Genomic DNA, 25419 nt, shown 5'->3' with positions numbered 1-25419 from the left:
GTCAATCAAAGTCGGATTAAAATTTGGTAAGTGATGTGGGGCAGGAGGAAGGGGAATGTTATTTACATAAAATTATTGTTCAATTGGAATAAATGGTAATTAATTTTGTATAACCTTAGTTATCCACAGATTTATGGTGATATGTGGATAACTACACGTTTTTCTAAACCAAAATTAATACTTCTGGGGCAATAAGGCCGTCCTTTAAATGAATAAGCAATCGGAAGAAATAATGAACGCCAGAAAGAAACTCGAAAACGCGCATATCTTAATTGTAGATGGTGATCGTCATATGTTGATCCTCCTGAAGGATATTCTATTTAAAATGGGTTTTGCAAATATCACGGCAGTTCGTAAAAGTTGCGAAGCGCTGCAGGTTTTTCAGGAAAAGGAAGTCAATATTCTGCTGGCAGAGTGGAATACTCGTCCGTTGGATGGGGTGAGGCTGGTGCAAGAGATTCGTCGTAACGAGCTGGCGAAGGTCGCTCTCGTGCCAACGATTCTGATGTCAGAAAATAGTACCGAAGAAGCGGTGAAATATGCTCGTGATTGTGGCGTAACGGAGTTTTTGGCAAAGCCTTACACCGTTCGTTCTCTCTATAATAGAATGGAGCATATTATCGATTTCCCTAGAGAGTTTATTGTGTCAGATGAATATATCGGACCTGACCGCCGACGAGGTAAACGAAAAGAAGACTACGTTCAGCAGCATGAGGAACGCCGGAAGGTGGTGCCCACGGAGTATGGTTTATCGTCTAAAATAAAGCGTAGGTATAAATCGCCGGTTAAAATAATGGCGGGGAAGGCCTTGAGAAGGAAAATGCAACTTCCAAGAAGTTTGCGCGAAGTGATTGTGCCCGAAATATTAGCTGAAGCACAGCAGGCAATCGATGCCATGAGGGGGGAGTCATTGCAATGGATTGCCGAGGATATAAAAAAGATAAATCGATTGCTCTATAAACTGACGAAGGGTGAGGAGCCGAAAGCGGCCAGCTTAATGCAGCGGCAATTACTAAAGCTTAAGTCTCATGCCGGAACCTTTGATTATCATCATATTGAAGAAGTGGCAGAGAATCTCTTTCAGTTTTTGACGGTGTCATTTATTTTCGGGAGCGCAAGACATCATATAGCGGTGCAAAAACATGTTGAAGTCTTGCAGGTAATGCTGGCTAAGTGTGCGCATGAGTCGGATGATGTCTGGGCTAATCGTCTGATAAGTGGGTTAGACGAGCTGGTGGAAAGCATCCAATATCATGGCTTGTCTAGGGGGCGAGAGGAATATGTCGTCAGAATGCGAGTGTGACACGTCTCTTTAAAGAGTCCTAAAGCAACAATGGCGCGCCCAGCAGGATTCGAACCTGCGACCTACGGCTTAGAAGGCAGTTGCTCTATCCAGCTGAGCTATGGGCGCGCACTACTTACTTATATGCAGGGTTCGTGCCTCTTGTGCAAGCGTCTGATATGTAGCATATGTAATCTATGCCTCTTATTGCTCTGATTGTTGGGATTCTGCTTGTTTTTGTGATTCATCGTTTGGTGGTGGGCTCGAATAAAGGAAGTTCGCTTGCGCGGTGGATTTTGGGTGGCGGCATGATTGTGACGTTGTTCTTAGCCTCACGCGTGTTTGGTGGGCGGATTCTATATGCTTTTATTCCGGCGATTCAGGCGTGGATGGTGGGAGGCGGTAAAGGTAAGGCGAGGACGGAAACGCACGCTTCGACCCTTGCAAAAACGGGTATGTCACGCGAAGAAGCGGCGTTGATCCTAGGTGTGGAGGCGGGCGCTTCAGAGGCTCAGGTCAAAGCGGCTTATAAGAAGTTGATGAAGAAGCTGCACCCTGATCAAGGCGGCAATGACTATCTCGCGAGTAAGCTTAATGCGGCCAAAGACACATTAATGGGCTAAAAACCGCGATTCAGCGGTTGACACCTTCCCGTCATCCTCTATCTCTGTACAACATTTTTTAAATACCGCCGGAAAGGGCCTAGCCATGCAAGTTAAAGAACTTAAAAACGAGAAGCTTGAACGCGAATATTCAGTGACGATCACTGCTAAAGATATCGAAGCGAAAGTTGATGAGCAATTGTTAGTGGTTGGCCAACAGGCGAAAATCCCTGGTTTCCGCCCTGGTAAGATCCCTGCGAAAGTATTGAAGCAGCGTTATGGTAAGTCTGTCATGGGCGAAGTTTTGGAAAAAACCGTTCAAGAAAAAACGGGCGAAGTATTGAAAGAAAAAGACGAGCGCCCTGCAATGCGTCCGAAAGTTGAGATTGTAAGTTTCGACGAAGGTAAAGACCTCGAATTCACGATCGCTTATGAAGTACTTCCAGATGTGCCGAAGGTGGATCTGTCGAAAGTCTCTCTAGAGAAACTCACTTACGAGCTGCCTGAATCTGATGTTCAGGAAGGTCTAGACCGTTTGGCTGGACACCGTAAGAGCTATAATAAGAAGCCTGATGCGACCAAAGCCAAAAATGGCGACGCAGTGCTTATCGACTTTAAGGGCTTTGTCGGTGATGAAGCATTCCAAGGCGGTGAGGCTAAAGGTCACACACTTGAGCTTGGCGCTGGTCAATTCATTCCTGGTTTTGAAGAGCAACTCATTGGTGCTAAAGCCGGTGACGATTTGAAGGTGAATGTTAAGTTCCCAGATGAGTATCACTCTGAAGACCTCAAAGGCAAAGATGCCGTCTTCGAAGTTCAGGTGCATGAAGTGCTTGGTGCGGAAGCGGTGAAGATTGACGATGAGTTCGCTAAAGAGATGGGCATGGAAAGCCTTGATAAGCTTAAAGAAGCGATCAAAGGTCAAATGAGCAAAGATTATGACAATGTGTCTCGCACGAAATTGAAGAAAGCGCTTTTTGATGCGCTAGACCCTGTATGCAAATTTGAAGCGCCGAAAAGCATGGTTGATGCTGAGTTTGAAGCGATTTGGTCTCGTATTGAAGAAGCGAAGAATCAAGGTGATGAGGCATTCCTCGATAAGCCAGAGAAAGAACTTCGTGCTGAATATGAAGAGATTGCCGAGCGTCGTGTGCGTTTAGGTCTCTACCTATCTGACATTGGTCGTCAGAATGATCTGCAAGTAACTCAAGAAGAGTTAAGCGGTGCGATTATGGAGCATGCGCGTCAATTCCAAGGTCAAGAACAGATGGTTTTTGAGTATTATCAGAAGAATCCTGAAAATATGGAAGAGCTTCGCGGTCCGATCATTGAAGATAAAGCCGTTGATTTCATTCTCGATAAAGTAAAAGTCACTGATAAGAAGGTTTCTATCGAAGATCTTATTAAGGATGATGAAGAAGAGGGTGCGAAGGCAAAAAAGAAGCCGGCAGCTAAAAAATCGACGGATAAGAAGGAAACTGCGGCGAAAAAGAAACCCGCTGCTAAAACAAAAACTGCCTCTAAGAAAAAATCGGCATAATTAGTAGTTTCTTAAACATTAGGGCGCTAGCTTAAGCTTATAAGAGAAACATAAGGGAGTTGTCATGCAACATCTGGACGATACTGAAGCAAGTGGCCTAGTGCCAATGGTAGTTGAACAAAGCGCGCGAGGTGAGCGTAGCTTTGATATTTACTCTCGTCTCTTGCGTGAGCGTATTATCTTTTTAACCGGTCAGGTGGAAGACCATATGGCTTCCGTCATTGTGGCGCAGCTTCTATTCTTGGAATCTGAGAATCCGGATAAGCCGATCTCTATGTATATCAACTCGCCCGGCGGCGTGGTGACTGCGGGTATGTCTATCTATGATACCATGCAGTATATCAAACCTGAAATTCACACTTTATGTGTAGGGCAAGCGTGCTCTATGGGTTCGCTGCTTCTAACGGCAGGTGATAAGCGTTACATCACCCCGAATGCGCGTGTGATGATTCACCAGCCTTCTGGCGGTGCAAGCGGTCAAGCAACGGATATCGAAATTCATACCAAAGAGATTCTCGATCTCAAAAAGCGTCTGAATAATGTGTATGTGAAGCATACCGGACAGAAGCTTGCTGTGATCGAAAAAGCGATGGAACGCGATAACTTTATGTCTGCTGAAAAAGCCAAAGAATTTGGCTTGGTAGATGAGATCGTTGAGCAGCGCGGCGATGTTGCTGAATAAGTAGTAAGTATAAGCTTTGAAAGGCTAGGCCATGACTAAAGGCGGAAAAGATTCGAAAAATACACGTTACTGCTCTTTCTGTGCAAAGAGCGAACATGAAGTGCGCAAGCTTATTGCTGGCCCAACGGTGTTTATTTGTGATGAGTGCGTAGAGCTTTGTATGGATATCATCAAGGCGGCTGATAAGGGTGGTCCAGCGGCTGCTTCAAGCGAGAGCTTGTCGACTCCGGCGGAGCTTCGTAAGTTCCTCGATGATTATGTGATTGGTCAGGCCGATGCGAAGAAGATTCTCGCGGTGGCTGTTTACAATCACTATAAGCGTATGGAAGCGGCTGATAAAGGCACTGACATTGAGCTTGCGAAATCGAATATCTTGATCATGGGCCCAACGGGTTGTGGTAAGACACTCCTCGCGCAAACTCTCGCGCGTATTTTGGATGTTCCGTTTACAATGGCCGATGCGACCACGCTTACCGAAGCGGGTTATGTGGGTGAAGATGTCGAAAATATCATCCTACGTTTGCTGCAATCTGCGGATTACAATGTAGAGCGTGCGCAACGTGGTATTGTTTATATTGATGAGGTAGATAAAATCTCTCGTAAGTCTGATAACCCATCTATCACACGTGATGTTTCGGGTGAGGGCGTACAGCAAGCCTTGTTGAAAATTATGGAAGGCACGGTTGCCTCTGTTCCGCCGCAAGGTGGGCGTAAGCATCCACAGCAAGAATTTTTGCAAGTGGATACGGCGAATATCCTCTTTATTTGTGGCGGTGCATTTGCCGGCATTGAGAAGGTGATTGCTCAGCGTGGCAAAGGGTCTGCAATCGGCTTTGGTGCTGACGTGAAGAATGAAGAGAAAACGGAAGTGGGCGAAGCATTGAAGAGCCTGCAGCCTGAAGATCTCGTGAAATATGGTTTGATCCCAGAATTTGTAGGGCGTTTGCCAGTGATTGCGACGCTAGAGAATCTCGATGAAGATGCGCTAGTCACCATCCTGACGGAGCCGAAAAACGCGCTTATCAAGCAATATAAGAAGTTGTTTGATATGGAAGGCGTTGAGCTTACGATTGATGAAGGCGCGCTCAAAGAAATCGCCAAGAAAGCGATTGAGCGCAAGACAGGTGCTCGTGGCTTACGTGCCATTATCGAGGAGCTATTGCTTGAATTGATGTATGACATTCCATCTGCCAAAGATGTTAAAGAAGTTGTCATCAATGCGAAAGTAGTGTTAGGCGATGCGAAGCCGAAGATTGTTAAGGGCGCGAAGAAAAAGGCCAGCTAAACTGTAACTCTCTCGAAAACGAGGGGCTAGTGTTTGGTTGTGCTGGATACTCGCCTTCGCGGGTATTTTGAGAGATGGTTTTTTGCCGTTAAGCGTAAAAGTATTGGTTCCCTCATCAATTTTTAACTCTTTTCTGTCATAAATAGGGTTAATCTTAGGGCTTCAGGTGGGTTTTTCTGCGCAGAGACTAGAAATTTACGCAATCGTGCCTATATTAAGTACATAACAAATTAAAGGCTTCTGCTATGGCGGTGTATCCGGTTCTTCCTCTTCGTGACATTGTGGTGTTTCCTGGCATGATTGTGCCACTCTTTGTGGGGCGTGAAAAATCTGTCAAAGCGCTTGAGCAAGTGGTTGGCAAAGAGTCAAAGATTCTACTCCTCAGCCAAAAAGAGGCGGGCGAGGATGATCCAAATCCGGATAACCTGTTTGAAGTAGGAACGCTGGCGACGGTATTGCAGTTGCTGCGCCTGCCAGATGGTACGGTGAAAGTCTTGGTCGAAGGTTCGGCGCGTGCGAAAGTTACCCGCTTTGTGACGAATGAAGATTTTGTCGAAGTGGAAGCGGCACAACTCGAAGATGAGATGAAAGATCCATCCGAAGCGGAAGCCATGGCGCGCACCGCGAAGAGCCATTTTGATCAATATATCAAATTGAATAAAAAGATCCCGTCGGAGATTCTCGGCACGGTGAATCAGATTGATAATCCAAGCCGTTTGGCCGATACGCTGGCCTCACATCTCGCGATTAAGATTGCGCAGAAGCAGGAGCTACTGGAGATTATCGGTATTGCTGAGCGTTTGGAGAAAATCTATTCCCTTATGGAATCTGAAATTTCGGTGTTGAATACGGAAAAACGTATCCGTTCACGCGTCAAGCGTCAGATGGAGAAAACCCAACGCGAATATTATCTGAATGAGCAAATGAAGGCGATTCAGAAAGAACTTGGCGATGCTGATGGTGAAGGCAAGGGCGAGATCGCAGAGCTTCAAGAGAAGCTTGAAAAACTCAAACTCTCGGAAGAAGCGAAAGATAAGTGCTTTTCGGAATTGAAGAAGCTTAAAAATATGAGCCCGATGTCGGCAGAAGCTTCGGTTATCCGTAATTATCTGGAATGGATGCTTGATATTCCATGGAAGAAAAATAGCCGCGTTTTACGCGATATTAACAAGGCAGAAGCCGTACTGGATGCGGATCACTTCGGTTTGGAAAAAGTCAAAGAACGTATCGTTGAATATTTAGCGGTACAGGCGCGTATGAAGCAAATCAAAGGTCCTGTGCTTTGTTTGGTAGGTCCTCCAGGCGTGGGTAAAACCTCACTTGCGCGTTCGATTGCGAAGGCGACAGGTCGTAACTTTGTCAAAATTTCGCTCGGTGGCGTGCGTGACGAGGCGGAAATCCGTGGTCATCGCCGTACGTATATTGGTTCGATGCCAGGTAAAATCATCCAATCGATGAAAAAGGCGAAAACGTCAAACCCGCTCTTCCTTTTGGATGAGATTGATAAGATGGGCAATGATTTCCGTGGTGACCCTGCGGCGGCACTTCTCGAAGTGCTAGATCCTGAGCAAAATGCGAATTTCGGCGATCACTATCTAGAAGTAGATTATGATCTATCAAGTGTGATGTTCTTTGCGACGTCAAATTCGATGAACATGCCACGCCCTTTGCTTGACCGTATGGAGATCATTCATCTCTCGGGTTATACCGAAGATGAGAAGGTCGGAATTGCGACGCAGCATCTAATTACCAAGCAAATCAAAGCGCATGGTTTGAAGACCAAAGAATGGTCGATCAACGAAGAAGCCTTACGCGAAGTGATCCGCTATTACACGCGCGAAGCGGGGGTGCGTGGTTTAGAGCGTATGCTGGCGAAACTGGCGCGTAAAGCGGTGAAACAGATTCTGCAAGGCCAGTGTGAGTCGGTTGCAGTGACGTCGAAGAATTTGAAAGAGTATGCCGGTATCAAGAAGTACAGTTACGGCGAAGCGGAAAAAGAAAACCTTGTAGGCATGACAACCGGCCTCGCTTATACGGAAGTCGGCGGTGATCTGTTGATTATCGAATCGGTTGCGGTTGGCGGTAAAGGCAAAGTGAGCATTACCGGTAAATTGGGCGATGTGATGCAGGAATCGGCGCAAGCAGCGCTGAGCTATGTGCGTTCACGCGCGATCGAGTTCGGCATTGATCCGCGCCACATGCAGCGTAAAGATATGCATATTCACGTGCCAGATGGCGCGACTCCGAAGGATGGCCCAAGTGCGGGTATTGCGATGACAACAACGATTGTGTCGGTCTTTACCGGCATTCCGGTGGATCGCACCGTGGCGATGACAGGGGAGGTGACCTTGCGTGGCCGTGTGATGCCGATTGGTGGGTTGAAAGAGAAGCTTCTGGCCGCATTACGAGGCGGCATTAAAACCGTGCTTATCCCGATTGATAATGAGAAAGATTTGGAAGAGATTCCAGAAAATGTCAAAGAGGGCCTGAAGATTATTCCGGTCTCTACGGTCGATGAAGTGTTGAAAATTGCGCTAACGGAGCCCCTCAAGCCGATCGAGTGGACCGAAGCCATGGAACAAGATTTCATGAAAATGCCCGATGATTCAGGCGATGGAAGCGTAGTTAAGCACTAGGGCTTAATGTTGTATGCCACCTGTGTTAATTGCATAGTTGTCTGCTTTAATTACACTTTGTACCGCTAGGGCTTCTACATCAACTTTTGTTCCAGATGGTGGTTCCAGCTCCATAATCGCGGCTTTAGCACCTGCTGCTGCTTTAGCAATGGTGGCATGGATGCTTGCAAACTCTATCGGTGCGTCTGCACCAGGTTTTGTGTTATGAGCGGTTTGATTCTTGATTGCTAGTTTTTCAAGAGGAGACACTCCGTCTTTATCAGCCCAATCTATTTTACTTCCGTTAAGAGCCTGGTAAACATCTTTCTCAAACTCTACTAAACCCCCGTCTCCAGCTTCGTATTCTGCAGCGGTTTCGTCAAAACGCCTCATATTAGCATTTGAGAAATGTTTTGGATTGTTGACCATGGTATTTCTGATCCTATCCAAGGTTACTTCACGAGTTGCACGGTCGTTTATGATTTTAGTAATATCTATATGCGCTTGTTCTTCAGGGCTTATGCTTGGCGTTATTGGCTTTAGTGTAGAAATTTTTTCAAGCTGAGGAGCTTCTTTGACTGCCTCGCGTGCTTTAACATTGTTAACAGTTTCAATACTTGCAGCATAAGAGGCCACTACTTTACCATCGACTTTAATTTCGAAATTCTTACCGGAGTATTCTTCGGCTTGTGCGATATAGTTGGGATCGCAGTTGCACATTTTCTTATAGCCTTCTTCGCCGAGTAAGTGCATCATTTCGAGTGCATTGGTCACGACAAGTGAGGTGCCATCACCTTTGTCAATCGTAACCGTTTTCCCATCTAGATCTTTATGGTCTTTATTTAGTCGGGCATGGTAATCTTCATTGAAGTGAGGATCTTTTGTCTTGGCGGCTTCTCCAGTCTTTTGGGCATCAGACCCTGTTGTGTTCGTGTTTGCTTCTTGTTCTGCTGTTTTTGCTGCTTGTGCCTCTGGAGTGAGAGTGCTGAGATCGACTGGTTTCGCTTCTTCAACCTCTCCAGTTGGAGTGGTCGCGCCCTTTTTCGGATCAGCTGCTGCAGTTTTTTGTGTCGTTTCAACTTCGGGAGCAGATTCTGGAATTGGTTCGATCACAAGATTGGCTCTAGCGGTTTTCTTTTCTTGTAGGTAATCTTGTTGATTTTGACGATACGTAGTAGCATCTCGTCCTATATACTGGTCTTCATAATAGGCATCTTTGAACGCATGCATCACCGCTTCTTTATTATCTATGAATCTGAAGTCTCTCATAAGATACGCTAGGTCATCCGTATAGGCTTCTGCGCGGTTTTCAAATAGCCATGCCTTACCTAGCCCTGCATCTTTTGCATATTTCATCACTGCTTCAAGCTCTTTGCGCTGCGCTTCAGCGGGTCTTCGCATTAGTTCAGTCGCCATTTTTTCTCTTTCGGCCTTGTGAACTTCTGAGTCTATGTCTTGTGTTGGGTCTATGCCCTGTGATTGCTGTTTCAGAAATGCGTAGGCTTCCACTGCAGCAGCGTAATGGTGCGCAGCTGAAGCTTGTAGGTTGTCGCCCCCTCCACGTAACCCAGATTGAACACGTTTGTATTCATCACGGTGATCGATATTCGATGCTACTGTAAGGAGGCGGCCGTCTTCGGATAAGGCCTTTACCGGATTAAAGAATTGTGGTGCTTTAGTCATAATTTTGCTCTCAAGCGGCTTTCAATTTGTATTTCTAACTACATTCATACTACTCCTCGAATGTTTCAGTTTTGTTAAGGTTGGACATTTTTCTGCAAAAACTCTCCTTTTAGTTGTGGGGATAGGGAGTTATTCTCCATTTAATGACCTGAAAAGGCCCTAAACTGCCATTTTAGCTCATTTTACCCTTTACATGATGGCTCTTTGGTGCTTTCATCCGCTCCAGAGGCGATAATGCAAGGCTCACAGCGGGTCTTGGCAGTTATTTAGCCCGTTTTAATAGTAAAATACACAATATATAGGGAGTGTAATTATGAACAAAAATGAACTTATCTCAGCCGTGGCAGCACAGTCTGATCTGACTAAAGCAAAATCAACTGAAGCGGTTGATGCTGTATTTGAAGCGATCACGGGTGCTATGGCTTCGGGCGATGAAGTACGTCTCGTAGGTTTCGGTACTTTCACTGTCGTACACCGTAAAGCAACAACGGGCCGTAACCCACGTAACGGTGAAGTGATCCAAATCGCTGCTTCTAACCAGCCTAAATTCCGTCCAGGTAAGGCTTTGAAAGAAGTTGTGAACAAAGATAAGAAAAAAGCTGCATAATTAAGCGTTTTACTTAAAAGAACAAACGGCGTTGCCTCAGTGGCGACGCCGTTTTTCGTTTAGCAGCGTTTTATCGTGCAAAAGCGCTTGCCAAGCGTGAAATCAGAGGCTAAACAACGCACCTACTTACTATGGTAAGGGTGATTAGCTCAGCTGGTAGAGCAATTCGTTTACACCGAATAGGTCGGCGGTTCGACCCCGTCATCACCCACCATTTAAGTAGATTAAATGCTTGCTTTTAGTTCATCTAAATCTTACAAGCATAAATGAAGCTGCGGGGGTGTAGCTCAGTTGGTTAGAGCGTCGCCCTGTCACGGCGAAGGCCGCGAGTTCGAGTCTCGTCACTCCCGCCACTTCATCTTTCCAGTGGTGATATTTTATAATGCTAAAGTGAGGGGCCGCCGCCACTTTTTGCCTTTTCTCTAAACTGATCTAAAATTTCTGCTTTCGCATCTGGGGCGCCATATACATCATGATTGGGAATTTCTTCAATTGTAGCCAAAGCCTCTTTAAACGTTATTCCTTTGGTGGCAATTTCTGCTCCGATTTGCTCCATTATCTTGTGCGTTGTGGGTTCATTCGTTCCCACGTTACGAGCGATAGTGCCAAGCTGACTTAACTGCTTTACTAAGTTTAATAGATCTTTATCAGGGAGTTCGTTTGTGGCAGTAACGGTGCTTTCCTTAAGATGAAAGAATTCACCTATTAAAACTGCTTCCGCATGGTGTTTTATATCATCCTGAATTTTCTGAGCTTCTGTACGTTTGGGGATTTTTTTTTCTTTTGCAGCAGCGTCTGCTGCAACTGCGTCTGTTTCGACTATCTCAGGTGTAGCTGTGCTGGCTTCGACTTCATTCGCTTTAACCGTGTTTGCTGTAATTTCTGCAGGAGGAGAGAATATCGCGTTAAACTCTTGGTAATTCATAACCATGTTATGTTTTCCTTTTTAGTTGTATCTTGCTAAGATTATTATAAATAGTTTAAAATGAAGTTAATTTAACTCTTTGTCTTATTTTATGTAGATAAAGTATTATACTGCTTGCCAGTAACGCCTACGCTTGCTAATTCTCATATCCAGCCGATAAGCGGGTGTAGTTCAATGGTAGAACATTAGCCTTCCAAGCTAAATACGCGGGTTCGATTCCCGCCACCCGCTCCAAATTTCACGAGGATTAGTAATCATGAGCGAACCGTATATCATCAAAGGTAATACAGGCGATTGGGAAGTGGTTCTCGGCCTTGAAGTGCACGCGCAAATCGCGACGAAAGCCAAGTTATTCTCGGGTTCGGCCACTGAATTTGGCGCGGAGCCTAACACACAAGTGAGCTTCGTTGATGCGGCGATGCCAGGCATGTTGCCTGTGATTAATGATGTGGCAGTCGAGCAAGCTGTTCGCACGGGCCTTGGGCTGAAAGCACAAATCAATAACCGTTCGGTGTTTGATCGTAAGAATTATTTCTATGCAGATCTGCCGCAAGGCTACCAAATCTCGCAATTCCTTGATCCAATCGTGGGCGAAGGGGTCTTGCTGCTCGATATGCCAGATGGCACGATCCGCGAAATCGGTATTACCCGCCTGCATATGGAACAAGATGCCGGGAAATCGATGCACGAGCATTCGCCGGATAGCACGTTCATTGACCTTAACCGTTCGGGCGTTGCCTTGATGGAGATTGTTTCTGAGCCTGATATGCGCACGCCTGAAGAAGCGGCGCTTTATATGAAAAAGCTGCGTTCTATCGTGCGTTATCTCGGTACGTGTGATGGTGATATGGAAAAAGGTTCCATGCGTTGCGATGCGAATGTATCCGTGCGTAAAGTGGGCGAGACTGAGCTTGGTACCCGTTGTGAAATTAAGAACCTGAACTCCATGCGTTTCTTGCAAAAGGCGATTGAGTTTGAAGCGAATCGTCAGGTGGAGATTTTGGAAGCGGGCGGCGAGATTGACCAACAAACGCGCCTCTATGATTCCGCCAAGAACGAAACACGTAGTATGCGCAGCAAAGCCGATGCGCATGATTATCGCTATTTCCCGGACCCTGATTTGCTACCACTCGAATTTTCAGATGAGTATGTCGAGAAAATTCGTGCGACTTTGCCAGAGCTTCCGGATGATAAAAAACAACGCTACATCACCGATATGGGGCTAAAGCCTTACGATGCATCGGTGCTTGTATCGGATAAAGCCTCGGCGGAGTATTTTGAGCAAGTGGCCAATGATAATAACGCCAAGCTTGCGGCGAATTGGATGACAGGCGAACTTTTCGCGCGCCTCAATAAGCTGGAAAAAGACATTGAAGATTCTCCTGTTTCGCCACAAGCCTTTGGTGGTTTGCTGGCGCTTATGGAAGATAATACCATCTCTGGTAAGATCGCCAAAGACGTGCTCGATAAAATGTTTGAAACGGGCGCAGATGCGGCGACGATCGTCGAAGAAGAAGGTCTACGCCAAGTGACCGATACGGGCGCGATTGAAGCGATGATTGATGAAGTGCTGGCGGCCAATGCCGATAAAGTAGCAGCTTATAAAGGCGGTCAAGACAAGCTATTCGGATTCTTCGTCGGCCAAGTGATGAAAGCCAGCCAAGGCAAAGCGAATCCGCAGGCGGTGAATGAAGTGCTTAAGGCAAAACTTTCTTAACCGAAATACCCGCGTAGGCGGGTATCCAGTGAGAATATGAAACAACCTGCTATTTATATCTTAGCGAGTGAGCGCAACGGCACGTTATATATTGGTATGACGACGAATTTAATTCGTCGGGTTTATGAGCATCGTACGGATGTCATGGAAGGTTTCTCCCGCAAATACCAAACTAAAGCGCTGGTTTACTACGAACTGCATGAATGTATTGAGGATGCTACATTATACACCTCTAATATTACCGTTTGATGACAATTCTGCCTCTTGAAATCCCACTTAACTGCACCATATCCTCTGTAGGTAAATAATATCGCCATTGCTGCGTCGCTAACGCTTCTTGTAATGACGGGTAATGGGAGTAAGAAAATGGCCGAAGCTAAAACGAAGAAAAAGACTGAGTCTAAAAAGACTGAATCTAAAGTAGAGAAACACGAATTTAGTGCGGAAATTTCCAAGGTGCTGAAGCTGATGATTCACTCGCTTTATACCAATAAAGATATTTTCTTGCGCGAGCTGATTTCTAATGCATCCGATGCGTGCGATAAGCTTCGCTATCAAGCGCTCTCGAACGATAAGCTGCTAGGTAAAGATGCAGAGTTGAGCATTGCCATTTCGTCCAATGAGGGCGAACGTACGCTGACCCTTCGCGATAATGGTATTGGCATGAGCCGTGATGATCTCGTGGCGAATCTCGGCACGATTGCAAAATCTGGCACGGGCGAATTTATGGAAGCGCTAACGGGTGACTCGGCGAAGGATACCTCGTTGATTGGTCAATTTGGTGTGGGTTTCTATGCGGCCTATATGGTGGCGGATAAAGTCACTGTTCGCTCGCTTAAAGCGGGTGAGAAAGAAGCGTGGACATGGGAATCCGAAGGCGAGGGCGAATTTACGTTAGAGCCTGTGACGGATGAATTTACGCGCGGTACGGAAATCATCCTACACTTGCGCGCCGATTCTGAGGAATATGCCGATAAGCACCGTATCAGCCATATTGCACAAACCTATTCGGACCATATTAGCTTCCCTATCCATTTCACCGATGAAGAGGGTGAGAGCAATCAGCTCAATGAAGCGGCGGCGCTTTGGACTCGCCCGACCAAGGATATTGAGGATGAGCAGTATAAAGAATTTTACAACCACGTAGCGCATCAGCCTGATGAGCCTTGGGCGATCTTGCATAATAAAATTGAAGGCAATCTCAGCTATACGAACTTGTTGTTTATTCCCTCGCAGCAGCCATTTGATTTGTTTAATCAGGAGCGTCGCCGCCGTGTGAAGCTTTACGTGAAGCGCGTGTTTATTACGGATGAAAACGTAGAGATTGTGCCGGCTTATCTACGCTTCTTGCGTGGGGTGGTCGATAGCGAAGACTTGCCGCTAAATATCAGCCGCGAGACGTTGCAAGATAATCCGATGTTGCAAAAGATTCAGGATTCTATCACCAAAAAAGTGCTGATGACGCTCAAGAAGAAATCCGAAAAAGAGCCGGAAGAATATACGAAATTCTGGAATAATTTTGGTGCCGTGCTGAAGGAAGGTCTGTGCGAGCAGAGCCAGATGAAGGAACGTATCTTAGAAACCTGTATGTTTAGTACCTCGGAAGGGGATTCTACGACCACGCTGGATGCGTATGTTGAAGGCATGAAGGAAGATCAGAATACGATCTATTACCTGACCGGAGAGAAGCTTGAAACGTTGCGCCATCACCCACAATTAGAGGGCTTCAAGAAGCATGGCATCAATGTGATATTGCTGCATGACCATGTCGATGATTTCTGGGTGAATGTGGTGAATGAATATAAGGGTAAGCAGTTCAAGTCTGTCACCAAAGCCAGCAATGATCTCGATAAATATACCGATGATGATAAGGCGGAGGAAAGCAAGGAAGACGAGAAGGAATCTGGTCAAATGGAGGTGCTCGTTACGATGCTTCAAGAGATTTACGGCGAGTCTGTAAAGCAAGTGCGTACCACGAATAAACTGTCGGAAAGCCCGGTTTGTTTGGCGGTCGCTGAGGGTGATATGGATATCCGAATGGAACGCTTCATGCGCGAGAATAAGCAGCTGCCCGATACGGCCTATGCCAAAATTCTGGAAATTAATCCTGACCATCAGGTGATTAAGGCCTTGGCTGAGAATATCGGTGATCAGGGACGTAATGCCAAAGCCGAAGATATGGCGTGGCTGTTGCTAGACCAAGCGAAGATTACGGAGGGTGAGGAAATTTCTGACCCTGCCGCATTCAGTCGCCGTCTGACACAGTTTTTGACGAGTGGTTTAGCAGCTTAAGCACTCCCCCTTAGGAGGAGTGGCTTTTCTGTGAGGCTCTCAAACCGCTGTAAATGAGGGCTAGGGTGGCGACGTAAACCATTAGCTCAATGCCGGATGGGGTGGCGTTATAGCCTAGTAGCACGCCGAGGGATTCGCCGAGGATGCTTTCATTGCTGACGAGGAAGCTGCTATCCCATAGCTGGTAACCAAATTCTGGCACCAAGCCGACCATGGCGAGGTAATAGACGCCTTTGGCGGCTAAGCCCGCGGCTAGGAAGGTCAGGAGCGTACTCGTGATGCTAAGAAAATGGCGGGCGAAGAGCTTGATCATGCCCAGATAGAAGAGCGTGCCGATGACCACGCCGCCAATAAGGCCGATCACGGCACCTTCGCTAATTTCGAACCATGTAGTGCCTTGAGCATGGGCGCCGAAAGAGAAAAGTACCATCTCTGCGCCTTCGCGGAATACGGCGAGGGCGATGATAGTGAAGAGTATCCACATGGAGTTGTTATTGGCAGCGCTTTTGATGTTTTGAGACAGCTCGCGGCCATGTACGCGCATCCAGATCGCCGTCCAGCCAATCATTGCGGCGGCAGTCAGGAGGATGCCGGCATTGAGGATTTCTTGCCCCATACCATCGGCTAGTTGGCTGATGGTGCTGGTGAAGGCGGCGATCACGGCAGCACCCGCAGCACCGGCAACCATGCCGCCCCAGATGTAAGGCATGCGTCCGCTAAGACCGCGTGTTGCGGCGAGCATGACGCTGATGATGAGTGCAATTTCAAACACTTCTCGTAATACAAATATGCTAACGCCGTACATTATCTATTCGACCTTTAAAATGCCTTGGGTGGTGTCGACGTTAAATTCATCGAAAAATTTATATTCGCCGACTGGCAGCGCGGGGATGAAGATATTTGCTTGGCTATTGCCGGGGAGGATCTTCTCGCGTTTGAAATCGTCGCTTTCGAACTCGGCGGCGGTTGGGTCTTGATTCTTTACGAGTAATTTTACACGAGTGTCAGCCGGGATGGTCAGTACCTCTGGTATAAATTTGTGATCCTTAATAATAATCTCACGAGTTTCCATCGCGTTTGCATTAACGGCAATCAAAGCAAGGGTGAGGGCGAGTGTTAAGAATTTCATGTGTTTCTCCATTACGCGAAGACTATATAGTAAGTGAGAATCAGTTGCAAGTGGTCGGGATGTTAAATTTATGTCATGTTTTTCTACCGTCATTGCCCGAACAAGTTGGGCAATGACGAGTGGCGAGGAGGCGAGCGAGAAGTTAGAAAAGAAAAAGGGCCGGAGATTTCTCTCCAGCCCTGATTCTTAGTGCGTTAAAGTGTTTGGACTAGAAGCCCATGCCACCCATTCCGCCCATGCCGCCCATAGCGCCCATATCAGGTGCGCCGCCGCTTGGCTTGCTGTCATCTTCAGCATCGGTGACCAATGCTTCGGTTGTGATCATTAAACCAGCGATAGAAGCGGCGTCCTGCAAGGCAGTACGAACCACTTTAGTTGGGTCAATGATACCGGCTTTGATCATATCAACATACTCAAGGTTTTGAGCGTCGAAACCAAAGTTGCTATCGTTAGACTCAAGCATTTTGCCTGCAACCACTGCGCCGTCTAGGCCAGCGTTTTCAACGATTTGACGAAGTGGCGCTTGTAACGCACGCTTCACAATGTTGATACCGGCTTTTTGCTCGTCATTCTTAGCATTCTTCATCAAATCATCTAGAATGTTTGCAGAATATAGAAGCGTAGCGCCACCACCTGGTACGATACCTTCTTCTACAGCCGCGCGAGTCGCGTGTAGGGCATCGTCAACGCGGTCTTTGCGTTCTTTAACTTCGACTTCAGTGTTACCACCGACTTTAAGAACTGCAACACCACCGGCGAGTTTCGCTAGGCGTTCTTGTAGTTTCTCTTTGTCATAGTCAGAAGACGTTTCTTCGATTTGCTTGCGAAGTTGGTTTGTACGAGATTCAATAGCAGAATCATCACCCGCACCATCAACAATCGTTGTGTTGTCTTTAGTGATGGTAACTTTCTTAGCCGAACCAAGCATGTCCATCGTGACATCTTCAAGTTTGATGCCGAGATCTTCTGTCACCAAAGTACCACCTGTAAGAATCGCAAGGTCTTCCAACATTGCTTTACGACGATCGCCGAAACCAGGTGCTTTAACCGCTGCGACTTTCAAGCCACCACGTAGTTTGTTCACGACGAGAGTTGCAAGTGCTTCGCCTTCAACATCTTCAGCAATGATCATCAACGGACGTTGAGATTGAACCACTGCTTCCAATACAGGAAGAAGCGATTGCATCGACGTTAGCTTTTGTTCGAACAAAAGGATGAATGGGCTTTCTAGCTCAACCGTCATTTTGTCAGAGTTAGTCACAAAGTAAGGAGAGAGGTAACCGCGATCAAACATCATGCCTTGTACAACATCAACGTCGAAGTCTAGACCCTTTGCTTCTTCAACCGTGATCACGCCTTCTTTACCGACTTTGTCCATCGCAACAGCGATTTTCGTGCCGATTTCAGTGTCACCGTTAGCAGAAATAGTACCGACTTGAGCGATCTCTTCTTGGTTCTTCACGTCTTTAGACATGGATTGCACTTCTTCCACAACGGCGATAACCGCAGCATCAATACCGCGTTTTAGGTCCATTGGGTTGAGGCCAGCAGCCACGGCTTTTGTTCCTTCTTTAACGATCGCTTGTGCCAGTACCGTTGCAGTTGTTGTACCGTCACCGGCAACATCATTCTGCTTAGAGGCAACTTCACGAATCATTTGTGCGCCCATGTTTTGGAATTTGTGCTTTAGAGTGATCTCTTTAGCAACGGTTACGCCATCTTTTGTGATGCGTGGAGCACCGAAAGATTTGTCCAAAACAACGTTGCGACCTTTAGGGCCAAGCGTTACTTTTACTGCGTTAGCGAGAATATCTACGCCTTTGATGATTTCGTCACGTGCATTTGTGCCGAACTTAATTTCTTTTGCTGACATGGTTATGTCTCCTTGCGTTTAGTTACGCTGCTTGTTTCGCAGCTGATTTATCTTCAACGATAGCGAGGATGTCTGACTCTTTCATAATCATCAGCTCTTCGCCTTCAACTTTCACTTCCGTGCCAGCCCATTTAGTGAATAAAACAACATCACCGGCTTTCACATCAAGTGCAGTTACTTTGCCATCTTCAGATTTGTGGCCAGTGCCAACAGACATTACTTCGCCTTCCATAGGCTTTTCTTTGGCGCTGTCAGGGATGATGATACCACCAGCAGTCTTTGTTTCAGACTCTAGGCGACGAACCAATACTCGGTCATGTAGCGGACGTACGTTCATTTTAATTCTCCATTTAAATAGTATTTTCCTACAACGATGTTTTGCATCATTTGTGCGCTAGATGTAGGGTATACGCGGCTAAAGTACAAGGGGTGCAAGCGAAATAAAATGCAAAAATACACACTTCCGGACAAGAATTGCCCTAAATGTGAGCGATTATGTGATTTTCACGAGCAAAATCGTCAAAAATATCCGCCATTTTTTAATGGTGCGGTTCCGAGCTTTGGCGCGCTTGAAGCCGAATTTTTAGTCGTGGGGTTGGCTCCAGGCCTTAAGGGCGCCAATGCCACAGGCCGTCCTTTTACCGGAGATTATGCGGGTGACTTGCTCTATCCAGCTCTCGCACGAAAAGGGTTTATGCAAGATAGCGCGTGGTTGGAAGGCGGTAAGTTACCGAGTGACATTTTCCGCTCGGCGGAGCATCAAACGACGGAGGTTCATTTTGAACTCGATAATGCCCGCATCACCAATGCCGTGCGCTGTGTGCCGCCAGAAAATAAGCCCACTACGCAAGAAATCGCCGAATGTAATCCATTCTTGTTGGAAGAGATAAAGGCGATGGAGAATTTAAAAGTCATTCTAACGCTAGGGCTTGTTTCGCATAAGGCGGTGCTGAAAGCACTAGGCCAAAAGCAATCTGCCTTTAAGTTTGAGCATAGCGCCGTGCATGAAATTGATGGTTACCAAATCCTCAACTCCTACCATACGTCGCGCTATAATGTGAATACAGGGCGCCTAACCTTAAAGATGTTTGATGAGGTGATAAGTAAGGCGCAAAGCTTGCTGTAGCCATCATACCTGCGACGGCAGGGACTTTACTTTAGATAACCCTGAAATTCTGCTAAGATATCTGCATATAGTTGCTTCTTAAACGGGACGATAATATCGGGCAAAGTTTGCGGATCAGCCCATTTCCATTCCAGAAATTCAGGATGTTCGGTTTCGATATTGATATCGGAATCTTTGCCCGTGAAACGCATCAAGAACCATTTTTGCTCTTGTCCGCGGTATTTCCCATTCCATACTTTGGGGATGAGTGCCTCCGGTAGATCATAAGTCAGCCAATTTGCACTCTCAGCGATCACTTCGCCTTTAGCTGTGCCGATCTCTTCTTCCATTTCGCGGAAGGCCGTGGTGTGTGGATCTTCGCCTTCGTCAATGCCGCCTTGGGGCATCTGCCATGCTTCAGCACGCATGTCGATGCGCTTGGCAACAAATACCTGATTGGCATCATTTAGTAGCATAATACCGGCGCATTTGCGGTAGGGAAGATTAGAGCTCACGTTCAATCACCGCTGAGACAGGGGCAAGCGTAACGCCGAGTGCATCCAGTTCTTCTGTCCATTTATTCAAGAGTTCCAACGTGAGCGGGTAGGGGCGTGCGACGGCGATCGCGGTGCCATGTTTTTTCGCATCCTTGACGAGTAAATCAAGCTGCCGTTGAATCTCTTCTTCGCTTAAAATTTCATCTAAATTACGGGTGTAAGGATGCGTGAGTAACCCCATTTGCTCTTGCTGTCTGGTAAGGCTGGTTGTTTTTTCGATGGGGGACTCAATGAGGAAGACGCCGCGTTTCGCCAGTTCAGTGAAAGCGCTAATCATATCCGCACTTTGAGGAGCAGGATTGTCATTCTGCAGGAAGCCAACATAGCCTGGGATACGGCTCATCACCCAATGTAGGCGAGTTTTATTGCTCTCAGCATCTAGCGTGTTGAGGAGCGCATAAGGGCCAGGGTCATCGGCAGGGTATGAGACGCTTTCCTGTGGCAGGTCAATCATGATTTCATGACCGATATTGCGCGCGTGGCTGCCCCACATATTGGTGTTCTTTGCATAAGGCGAGAAGCTAAGCGTTACATTGCCGTGTAAATTGAGGGCATTTTCGGTCGTTAGGCGACCAAGCCCAAGGCCACGAACGATCACGGCGATGATCGGCTTTACCTTATCATCTGCAAATGGTTTCCCGAAATGCTTCCACGGTTTGGTGCCATCTTCGGCAATGCGCGGAATTAAATGTTCACCAATTTTCTCATTTAAGTCAGCGGTGGGTGCGGCGTTCAATGCTTCATCATACGGACGTTTCGCGAGTGGTGTTAGGGGCGCATTAGGGGCTGGCTCAGGTTCAGGAGCCATTCCAGCAATCGCTGTTGGAGTCTGAGTTTGAGGCATTGTGAGTGGTTCGATTGCAGTATTGATGATGACCTCTGTATCTTGTGTGAGGCGTGGCTCTGTCGTGTCTGGCATGCTTTCGGGAACGGTACCCGTTAAGTTAGCCGCATGACCTTCACTGGGGAGGTGCTCTTGGGGCACATGTGCTGCAGTAGTAGTTCTGCTTTGGGTGGGGGTAAGTGCCGCTTTCCCCTTTCTAGACGGAGTTTTATCACCCCTATCGACTTTGACTTTCGTGCCAACCCATTCGCCATCTTCTTGCAGTGGGATAATCAAACGCTGTGCATTGCTAAGAGCGTTATCAGCTAGTTTGCTGCCCTGCGCGAAATAGCTGAGCAGTAGAAATAGGCAAATGAGTGCCATTGCCCCGCAGATGATTTTCCACATTGAGGAGGAAATCCAATGCCAGATGGATTCTGGGGTTTCAGAGGTCACTTCGCTACCTTAAGTTCCTTCTTTATGTCTGCTGTTTTAGCGGGCTTTGGCTTTATTTCGTTCTTCCCGCTGACGATGGAAAGGCCACGTAATAAGTCAATTGCACGAGAAAGTTGGAAGTCATCAGCGCTACCAAGTTTAGGTGCTTTTCCGGCAGTCACTTCTTCTTTCTTGTCCTCCTCTTTATCTTTGCCACTAAATAAACGAGATAAGCCTTTTTTGTCTTTATTTTTGAGGGCTCCGCGAAGGTCAGATTCGTAGCGTTGTTTACCGCCTTTAACGAGTTCGATTTTTGCTTGTTGCACTTCAATATCTGGCGCAATGCCTTCCGCCTGAATCGATGTGCCAGATGGCGTGTAATAACGCGAAGTGGTGAGGCGCATGGCTCCGTGCCCTGGGAGTGGAATCACCGTTTGCACCGAACCTTTACCGAAAGATTTTGTGCCCATGACGACCGCGCGTTTGTGATCTTGTAAGGCGCCGGCGACAATCTCAGAAGCGGAAGCAGAACCCTCATTAATGAGAACAACGATCGGTAAGTCACTGAGAAGATCACCCGATGTCGCACCGTAACGGCGGATGTCGTTTTTATCGCGGCCACGAGTGGAAACGATTTCCCCGCGGCTTAGGAATGCATCCGAAACTGAGATAGCTTGGTCGAGCAAGCCGCCTGGATTGTTGCGTAAATCAAGCACGAGGCCGGTCATATCGGGAATATTCTTTTTCAATTCGGCAATGCCTTCGCGCATTTTTTTGCCTGTATGTTCCGAAAATGAAGTGACGCGCAGATAGCCGACTTTGCCTTCTTCTTTCCATTTGGCAGATCGAATCTCAATAATCGCGCGCGTCAGCGTAATTTCGATCGGCTCATTTGCGCCTTCGCGTAAGATAGTGATTTTAATTTTCGTATCTCTTAGGCCGCGCATTTTCTCAACGGCTTCCGAAAGGGTTAGCCCCATCACGGGTTCATCATCAATATGGCTGATATAATCACCGGCTTCGACACCAGCTTTCGAGGCAGGGGTATCATCAATAGGAGATACCACTTTGACTAAGCCATTTTCCATCGTCACTTCAATGCCGAGGCCGCCAAATTCACCTTTGGTTTGAACTTGCATTTCTTTGAAGCTTTTTTCCGTGAGGTAGCTTGAGTGCGGATCAAGCGAGGAGAGCATGCCGTTAATCGCATTTTCAATCACTTCGCCATCATCGACTTCTTCGACATAATCATTACGCACGCGCTCGAAGACTTCGCCAAAGAGGTTGAGAAACTCGAACGTGCGTTTATCTAGCTTGCGTATGCCGCTATCGATTTCATCGTTATTCGCTGCGAGCGTCGCGGTCGGTAGGGTAGTCAAAATAAAAGAAGTACAGACGAGCGCGGTAGCAAGAGATTTTAACATTATGTAAGAAGCCTTTTAATAATTTTTATTCTATTTATGAGTGTTTTAGCCAAACCACGGTGAGGGATCAACGGGCTTACCATTTTTGCGTAACTCCATGTATAAATCAGCTTTGGAATTATTGCTACCCTTCAAACGCCCTACGGGTTCACCTTTACGAATTTTTTGCCCAACCGAGCAATCGATCCGATCCATTCCAGCGAGTAATAAGTGGTATCCACGGTCATATCGCAAGATCACAATATTGCCATAATCAAGGAAGGGGCCTGTAAACATCACTTCGCCTGAGGCAGGGGAGATGACTGTAGCACCGGCGGCACTCGCCAATTTATACCCATGGCTGGTTTGATCGACGCCCTCTTTTTGGCCGAAGCGCTTGATGATACGCCCAGCGACAGGTAGGCGCACGCTGCCTTTGCTTTTACTAAATGCGCGACCTTTTGAATAGGACACTTTTGCGGGTGCTTTTTTGCCGCGCTTTGTCTTTTCTAATTTGGTGACGAGTTGTTTTAAATCGCGTGATGATTTTTTGATCTTACTGGCTTCTTTGACGCGCTCGGTGAAGCTTTTATTATTCTTTCGGTAGGCCGTTTTTCGTATCTTTAGCTTTTCTGCCATCGCCCGTTGGGATGCGACTAATCGCTTCTGTTGCTGTTGGAGGCTAACACGCGTTTCGGCCATCTCTAATTCGTCTGTTTTGAGCGTCTTAAGGGTGTGGGCGAGTTGCCCTGTTTTTGTTTGAAGCTGCTCGGTCAGGTTCGTCATGAGTTGCGCCGCTTGGAGCGTATGGCGTAGTTCACCTGGCATGGCGACGATCGCTTCGGGCGGCGTACGAGAGAGACGAATCAGGCTTTTTAATAACGTGTCAATTTCCTCGCGATTCTCATCCATACGGGTGCGAGCATCGGTAATTCGCGCGTCGAGTCTGGCTTGTTTATGAGCAAGTTTTGCGAGCTTGCCTTCTCCGCTGCGTAGTTTCTTGGCAAGCGTAATGAGTTTTTCTTGCAGCTGGTTGATCTCTGTTTGCCCCGCTTGTGCGAAGAGCGGAGTCGCCAGCAGTAGAACAGACAATAAGAAAACGCGGAGCATCTTATTTAATGAGCGACTGGCCGGTCATCTCTGCCGGTTGGTCGCGCTGCATGAGTTGTAGAATCGTCGGTGAAATATCGGCCAATACGCCATCTTTCAGCGAAACATCGCCGGCGCCTGCCACAAGGAACGGAACGAGGTTGATCGTATGCGCCGTATGCGGTTGCCCGGTTGATTCATCTTCCATTTGCTCTGCATTGCCGTGATCTGCGGTGATTAGCATGGCTCCACCCGCTTGCGTGATGGCAGAATGCAATGTGCCAATGGCGGTGTCGACGGCTTCAACTGCTTTTTTAGCTGCCTCTAAATTTCCGCTATGGCCGACCATATCAGTATTGGCATAGTTGCAGATGATGAGATCATAAGTACCAGATTCAATAGCGGCGGTGAGTTTCTCCGTCACTTCTGGCGCGGACATTTCGGGCTGTAGGTCATAAGTGGCGACATTCGGTGATGGCACAAGGATACGGTCTTCGCCCTCATAAACCGCTTCGGACCCGCCATTAAAGAAGAAGGTCACATGGGCGTATTTCTCTGTTTCTGCAATGCGGAGCTGTTTAAGGCCCGCTTTAGCAATGACCTCGCCGAGGCTATTGGAGAGTGCTTCAGGCGGAAAAAGGCAGTCCATCATCTCGCCAAGCGCGCTGGAATATTCGACCATGCCAAGGATATCAGTAAAGGCGATTGGTTCACGCGTAAAGTCTGTGAAGGCTGGGTCAATCAAGCTATGTAGCATTTGACGTGCGCGGTCGGAGCGGAAATTACCCATCAGCAATCCATCGCCCCGCTTCATACCGGCATAATCGCCGATGGCGACGGGCGCGACGAATTCATCTGTTTGGCCAAGTGTGTAAGCGGTGGCAATAGCCTGTGCAGCATCCGGTGCGCGAGTGGGAGAGGTGCCCTCCACCATACAGCGATATGCGGTTTCGACACGATCCCAGCGATTATCACGATCCATCGCAAAGTAACGTCCTGATATGGTGGCGATGCTCGCGCCTTGCGGAAGTGCGGCCTCAAAGGCTTGCATGAAATCAGCCGCCGATTTTGGCGGAGTATCACGCCCATCGAGGAACGCATGAATCGCTACGGGCACGCCGGCATCCGCAACAATTTTCGCCAAAGCCACCAGATGATCCTGATGCGAATGCACGCCGCCGTCAGAGAGTAACCCCATAAGGTGGCACGTGCCGTTGGCGGTTTTTAATTTCGCGATATAATCATTCAAGCGAGGATGTTTGGCGAGGCTGCCATCGCTAATCGCTTGATTAATTTTCGGTAAATCTTGCAGTACCACGCGACCGGCGCCGATATTGGTATGCCCGACTTCCGAATTTCCCATTTGCCCCTCCGGCAAGCCAACGGCCCCGGCAGAAGCATCGACCAAGCTATGCGGATAGCTGCGCGTCAGCATCTCCCAATTCGGAGTATGCGCTTGCGCGATGGCGTTATTTTGCGCGGAGTCACTATGGCCCCAGCCATCAAGAATACAAAGTAAAACAGGTTTAGGAATCGTCATGGAAGGGAATGTAGCGCGGTGCACCTAAGGCGCAAGATGAAATGCATTGTCACACAACTGTCATTTGTATGAAGAAGTTAATGTTGTTACAGTTGTCGCTAACTTTTTACTAAAACATTAGGGGCTGACACCTAACATTTAAATTGTTAGGAGTTATTGATGTATATAAAGCATTGTAAGTTATCGAGAAATAAGCAGTTAGAGTTGATAAAATATTTCATTGCGGGTTCTACGG

Annotated in this window: 22 protein-coding genes and 4 tRNA genes; 14 read left to right on the top strand and 12 right to left on the bottom strand. The window is 47.3% G+C overall.

From position 1 onward, the window contains the following. The first annotated feature begins 208 nt into the window (after positions 1 to 208). Positions 209 to 1303: a response regulator gene (locus tag P8P30_07885; GenBank protein ID MDG1287468.1), complete on the top strand. Its 1095-nt coding sequence runs from the start codon at positions 209 to 211 to the stop codon at positions 1301 to 1303. Between the two features lie 31 nt (positions 1304 to 1334). Here the strand turns inward: P8P30_07885 and P8P30_07880 are convergent. Further along, a tRNA-Arg gene (locus P8P30_07880) sits at positions 1335 to 1411 on the bottom strand. Between the two features lie 68 nt (positions 1412 to 1479). On the opposite strand from P8P30_07880, the gene P8P30_07875 reads away from it, so the two are divergent. The 5 genes from P8P30_07875 (at position 1480) to lon (ending at position 8027) form a co-directional block, all read left to right on the top strand. Next, the gene (locus tag P8P30_07875) at positions 1480 to 1905 is read left to right on the top strand and encodes a DnaJ domain-containing protein (protein ID MDG1287467.1); all 426 of its coding nucleotides are present in this window, start codon (positions 1480 to 1482) and stop codon (positions 1903 to 1905) included. An 85-nt stretch (positions 1906 to 1990) separates the two neighbouring features. After that, positions 1991 to 3424 (top strand): trigger factor, encoded by a 1434-nt coding sequence (gene tig / locus P8P30_07870; protein MDG1287466.1) that lies wholly within the window; start codon positions 1991 to 1993, stop codon positions 3422 to 3424. Between the two features lie 64 nt (positions 3425 to 3488). Then, positions 3489 to 4106 (top strand): ATP-dependent Clp protease proteolytic subunit, encoded by a 618-nt coding sequence (locus P8P30_07865; protein ID MDG1287465.1) that lies wholly within the window; start codon positions 3489 to 3491, stop codon positions 4104 to 4106. A 31-nt stretch (positions 4107 to 4137) separates the two neighbouring features. Then, on the top strand, positions 4138 to 5391 hold the full coding sequence (gene clpX, locus P8P30_07860; protein MDG1287464.1) for an ATP-dependent Clp protease ATP-binding subunit ClpX: 1254 nt from the start codon (positions 4138 to 4140) through the stop codon (positions 5389 to 5391). A gap of 245 nt (positions 5392 to 5636) precedes the next feature. Next, complete coding sequence (gene lon / locus P8P30_07855; protein ID MDG1287463.1) at positions 5637 to 8027, top strand: endopeptidase La; 2391 nt, start codon at positions 5637 to 5639, stop codon at positions 8025 to 8027. Positions 8028 to 8030: 3 nt separating this feature from the next. Here lon and P8P30_07850 read toward each other — a convergent pair whose 3' ends face one another. Continuing rightward, positions 8031 to 9689, bottom strand: a complete 1659-nt coding sequence (locus P8P30_07850) for a hypothetical protein (protein MDG1287462.1) — start codon at positions 9687 to 9689, stop codon at positions 8031 to 8033. A gap of 313 nt (positions 9690 to 10002) precedes the next feature. Here P8P30_07850 and P8P30_07845 point away from each other — a divergent pair, with 313 nt between their 5' ends. The 3 genes from P8P30_07845 to P8P30_07835 all read left to right on the top strand — a co-directional run bounded on the left by P8P30_07845 (position 10003) and on the right by P8P30_07835 (position 10649). After that, positions 10003 to 10296 (top strand): HU family DNA-binding protein, encoded by a 294-nt coding sequence (locus tag P8P30_07845; protein ID MDG1287461.1) that lies wholly within the window; start codon positions 10003 to 10005, stop codon positions 10294 to 10296. A 138-nt stretch (positions 10297 to 10434) separates the two neighbouring features. Beyond that, positions 10435 to 10510: transfer RNA gene (locus P8P30_07840), tRNA-Val, on the top strand. A 62-nt stretch (positions 10511 to 10572) separates the two neighbouring features. Further along, positions 10573 to 10649, top strand: a tRNA-Asp gene (locus P8P30_07835). Positions 10650 to 10681: 32 nt separating this feature from the next. On the opposite strand, the gene P8P30_07830 is transcribed toward P8P30_07835, so the two are convergent. Next, positions 10682 to 11227: a hypothetical protein gene (locus P8P30_07830; protein ID MDG1287460.1), complete on the bottom strand. Its 546-nt coding sequence runs from the start codon at positions 11225 to 11227 to the stop codon at positions 10682 to 10684. 154 nt (positions 11228 to 11381) lie between these two features. Between P8P30_07830 and P8P30_07825 the strand changes: the two genes are divergently transcribed. The 4 genes from P8P30_07825 to htpG all read left to right on the top strand — a co-directional run bounded on the left by P8P30_07825 (position 11382) and on the right by htpG (position 15230). After that, positions 11382 to 11455, top strand: a tRNA-Gly gene (locus tag P8P30_07825). A 22-nt stretch (positions 11456 to 11477) separates the two neighbouring features. Continuing rightward, entirely contained in the window at positions 11478 to 12938 is a 1461-nt protein-coding gene (gene gatB, locus P8P30_07820) for an Asp-tRNA(Asn)/Glu-tRNA(Gln) amidotransferase subunit GatB (protein MDG1287459.1), read from the top strand. A 36-nt stretch (positions 12939 to 12974) separates the two neighbouring features. Further along, entirely contained in the window at positions 12975 to 13187 is a 213-nt protein-coding gene (locus tag P8P30_07815; protein ID MDG1287458.1) for a GIY-YIG nuclease family protein, read from the top strand. A gap of 117 nt (positions 13188 to 13304) precedes the next feature. Then, positions 13305 to 15230 carry a molecular chaperone HtpG gene (htpG, locus tag P8P30_07810; GenBank protein MDG1287457.1) on the top strand — a complete coding sequence of 642 codons (1926 nt, stop codon included), beginning with the start codon at positions 13305 to 13307 and terminating at the stop codon, positions 15228 to 15230. Between the two features lie 10 nt (positions 15231 to 15240). Here htpG and P8P30_07805 read toward each other — a convergent pair whose 3' ends face one another. The 4 genes from P8P30_07805 to groES all read right to left on the bottom strand — a co-directional run bounded on the left by P8P30_07805 (position 15241) and on the right by groES (position 18569). Further along, complete coding sequence (locus P8P30_07805) at positions 15241 to 16035, bottom strand: FTR1 family protein (GenBank protein ID MDG1287456.1); 795 nt, start codon at positions 16033 to 16035, stop codon at positions 15241 to 15243. 3 nt (positions 16036 to 16038) lie between these two features. Beyond that, entirely contained in the window at positions 16039 to 16359 is a 321-nt protein-coding gene (locus tag P8P30_07800; GenBank protein ID MDG1287455.1) for a cupredoxin domain-containing protein, read from the bottom strand. 208 nt (positions 16360 to 16567) lie between these two features. Further along, on the bottom strand, positions 16568 to 18232 hold the full coding sequence (groL, locus tag P8P30_07795) for a chaperonin GroEL (protein MDG1287454.1): 1665 nt from the start codon (positions 18230 to 18232) through the stop codon (positions 16568 to 16570). Positions 18233 to 18254: 22 nt separating this feature from the next. After that, the gene (gene groES / locus P8P30_07790; GenBank protein ID MDG1287453.1) at positions 18255 to 18569 is read right to left on the bottom strand and encodes a co-chaperone GroES; all 315 of its coding nucleotides are present in this window, start codon (positions 18567 to 18569) and stop codon (positions 18255 to 18257) included. A gap of 108 nt (positions 18570 to 18677) precedes the next feature. Here groES and P8P30_07785 point away from each other — a divergent pair, with 108 nt between their 5' ends. Next, complete coding sequence (locus tag P8P30_07785) at positions 18678 to 19358, top strand: uracil-DNA glycosylase (protein MDG1287452.1); 681 nt, start codon at positions 18678 to 18680, stop codon at positions 19356 to 19358. Between the two features lie 26 nt (positions 19359 to 19384). Here the strand turns inward: P8P30_07785 and P8P30_07780 are convergent, their stop codons facing one another. The 5 genes from P8P30_07780 to gpmI are packed head-to-tail and all read right to left on the bottom strand — an operon-like array spanning position 19385 to position 25184. Further along, the gene (locus P8P30_07780) at positions 19385 to 19858 is read right to left on the bottom strand and encodes an RNA pyrophosphohydrolase (protein MDG1287451.1); all 474 of its coding nucleotides are present in this window, start codon (positions 19856 to 19858) and stop codon (positions 19385 to 19387) included. Then, positions 19842 to 21173, bottom strand: coding sequence for a divergent polysaccharide deacetylase family protein (locus tag P8P30_07775; protein MDG1287450.1), 1332 nt, complete (start codon positions 21171 to 21173; stop codon positions 19842 to 19844). The genes P8P30_07780 and P8P30_07775 overlap by 17 nt, the downstream gene beginning before the upstream one ends. Next, entirely contained in the window at positions 21170 to 22576 is a 1407-nt protein-coding gene (locus P8P30_07770) for a S41 family peptidase (GenBank protein ID MDG1287449.1), read from the bottom strand. The genes P8P30_07775 and P8P30_07770 overlap by 4 nt, the downstream gene beginning before the upstream one ends. Positions 22577 to 22621: 45 nt before the next feature. Continuing rightward, positions 22622 to 23665 (bottom strand): peptidoglycan DD-metalloendopeptidase family protein, encoded by a 1044-nt coding sequence (locus tag P8P30_07765; protein MDG1287448.1) that lies wholly within the window; start codon positions 23663 to 23665, stop codon positions 22622 to 22624. 1 nt (position 23666) lies between these two features. After that, positions 23667 to 25184 carry a 2,3-bisphosphoglycerate-independent phosphoglycerate mutase gene (gene gpmI, locus P8P30_07760; protein ID MDG1287447.1) on the bottom strand — a complete coding sequence of 506 codons (1518 nt, stop codon included), beginning with the start codon at positions 25182 to 25184 and terminating at the stop codon, positions 23667 to 23669. Positions 25185 to 25419: the final 235 nt, after the last annotated feature.

The organism is Rickettsiales bacterium (assembly GCA_029252805.1).
In the GTDB taxonomy this organism is placed as follows: Bacteria; Pseudomonadota; Alphaproteobacteria; order Rickettsiales; family JALZUV01; genus JALZUV01.
The sequence above is the reverse complement of the archived record's forward strand: the minus strand, read 5'-3'. Positions and strand labels throughout refer to the sequence as shown.

Bases quoted from the DNA above. Each gene is read 5' to 3' on its own strand.
- P8P30_07885 (MDG1287468.1), top strand. From the start codon at position 209: ATGAATAAGCAATCGGAAGAAATAATGAACGCCAGAAAGAAACTCGAA.
- P8P30_07875 (MDG1287467.1), top strand. From the start codon at position 1,480: ATGCCTCTTATTGCTCTGATTGTTGGGATTCTGCTTGTTTTTGTGATT.
- tig (MDG1287466.1), top strand. From the start codon at position 1,991: ATGCAAGTTAAAGAACTTAAAAACGAGAAGCTTGAACGCGAATATTCA.
- P8P30_07865 (MDG1287465.1), top strand. From the start codon at position 3,489: ATGCAACATCTGGACGATACTGAAGCAAGTGGCCTAGTGCCAATGGTA.
- clpX (MDG1287464.1), top strand. From the start codon at position 4,138: ATGACTAAAGGCGGAAAAGATTCGAAAAATACACGTTACTGCTCTTTC.
- lon (MDG1287463.1), top strand. From the start codon at position 5,637: ATGGCGGTGTATCCGGTTCTTCCTCTTCGTGACATTGTGGTGTTTCCT.
- P8P30_07850 (MDG1287462.1), bottom strand. From the start codon at position 9,689: ATGACTAAAGCACCACAATTCTTTAATCCGGTAAAGGCCTTATCCGAA.
- P8P30_07845 (MDG1287461.1), top strand. From the start codon at position 10,003: ATGAACAAAAATGAACTTATCTCAGCCGTGGCAGCACAGTCTGATCTG.
- P8P30_07830 (MDG1287460.1), bottom strand. From the start codon at position 11,227: ATGGTTATGAATTACCAAGAGTTTAACGCGATATTCTCTCCTCCTGCA.
- gatB (MDG1287459.1), top strand. From the start codon at position 11,478: ATGAGCGAACCGTATATCATCAAAGGTAATACAGGCGATTGGGAAGTG.
- P8P30_07815 (MDG1287458.1), top strand. From the start codon at position 12,975: ATGAAACAACCTGCTATTTATATCTTAGCGAGTGAGCGCAACGGCACG.
- htpG (MDG1287457.1), top strand. From the start codon at position 13,305: ATGGCCGAAGCTAAAACGAAGAAAAAGACTGAGTCTAAAAAGACTGAA.
- P8P30_07805 (MDG1287456.1), bottom strand. From the start codon at position 16,035: ATGTACGGCGTTAGCATATTTGTATTACGAGAAGTGTTTGAAATTGCA.
- P8P30_07800 (MDG1287455.1), bottom strand. From the start codon at position 16,359: ATGAAATTCTTAACACTCGCCCTCACCCTTGCTTTGATTGCCGTTAAT.
- groL (MDG1287454.1), bottom strand. From the start codon at position 18,232: ATGTCAGCAAAAGAAATTAAGTTCGGCACAAATGCACGTGACGAAATC.
- groES (MDG1287453.1), bottom strand. From the start codon at position 18,569: ATGAACGTACGTCCGCTACATGACCGAGTATTGGTTCGTCGCCTAGAG.
- P8P30_07785 (MDG1287452.1), top strand. From the start codon at position 18,678: ATGCAAAAATACACACTTCCGGACAAGAATTGCCCTAAATGTGAGCGA.
- P8P30_07770 (MDG1287449.1), bottom strand. From the start codon at position 22,576: ATGTTAAAATCTCTTGCTACCGCGCTCGTCTGTACTTCTTTTATTTTG.
- P8P30_07765 (MDG1287448.1), bottom strand. From the start codon at position 23,665: ATGCTCCGCGTTTTCTTATTGTCTGTTCTACTGCTGGCGACTCCGCTC.
- gpmI (MDG1287447.1), bottom strand. From the start codon at position 25,184: ATGACGATTCCTAAACCTGTTTTACTTTGTATTCTTGATGGCTGGGGC.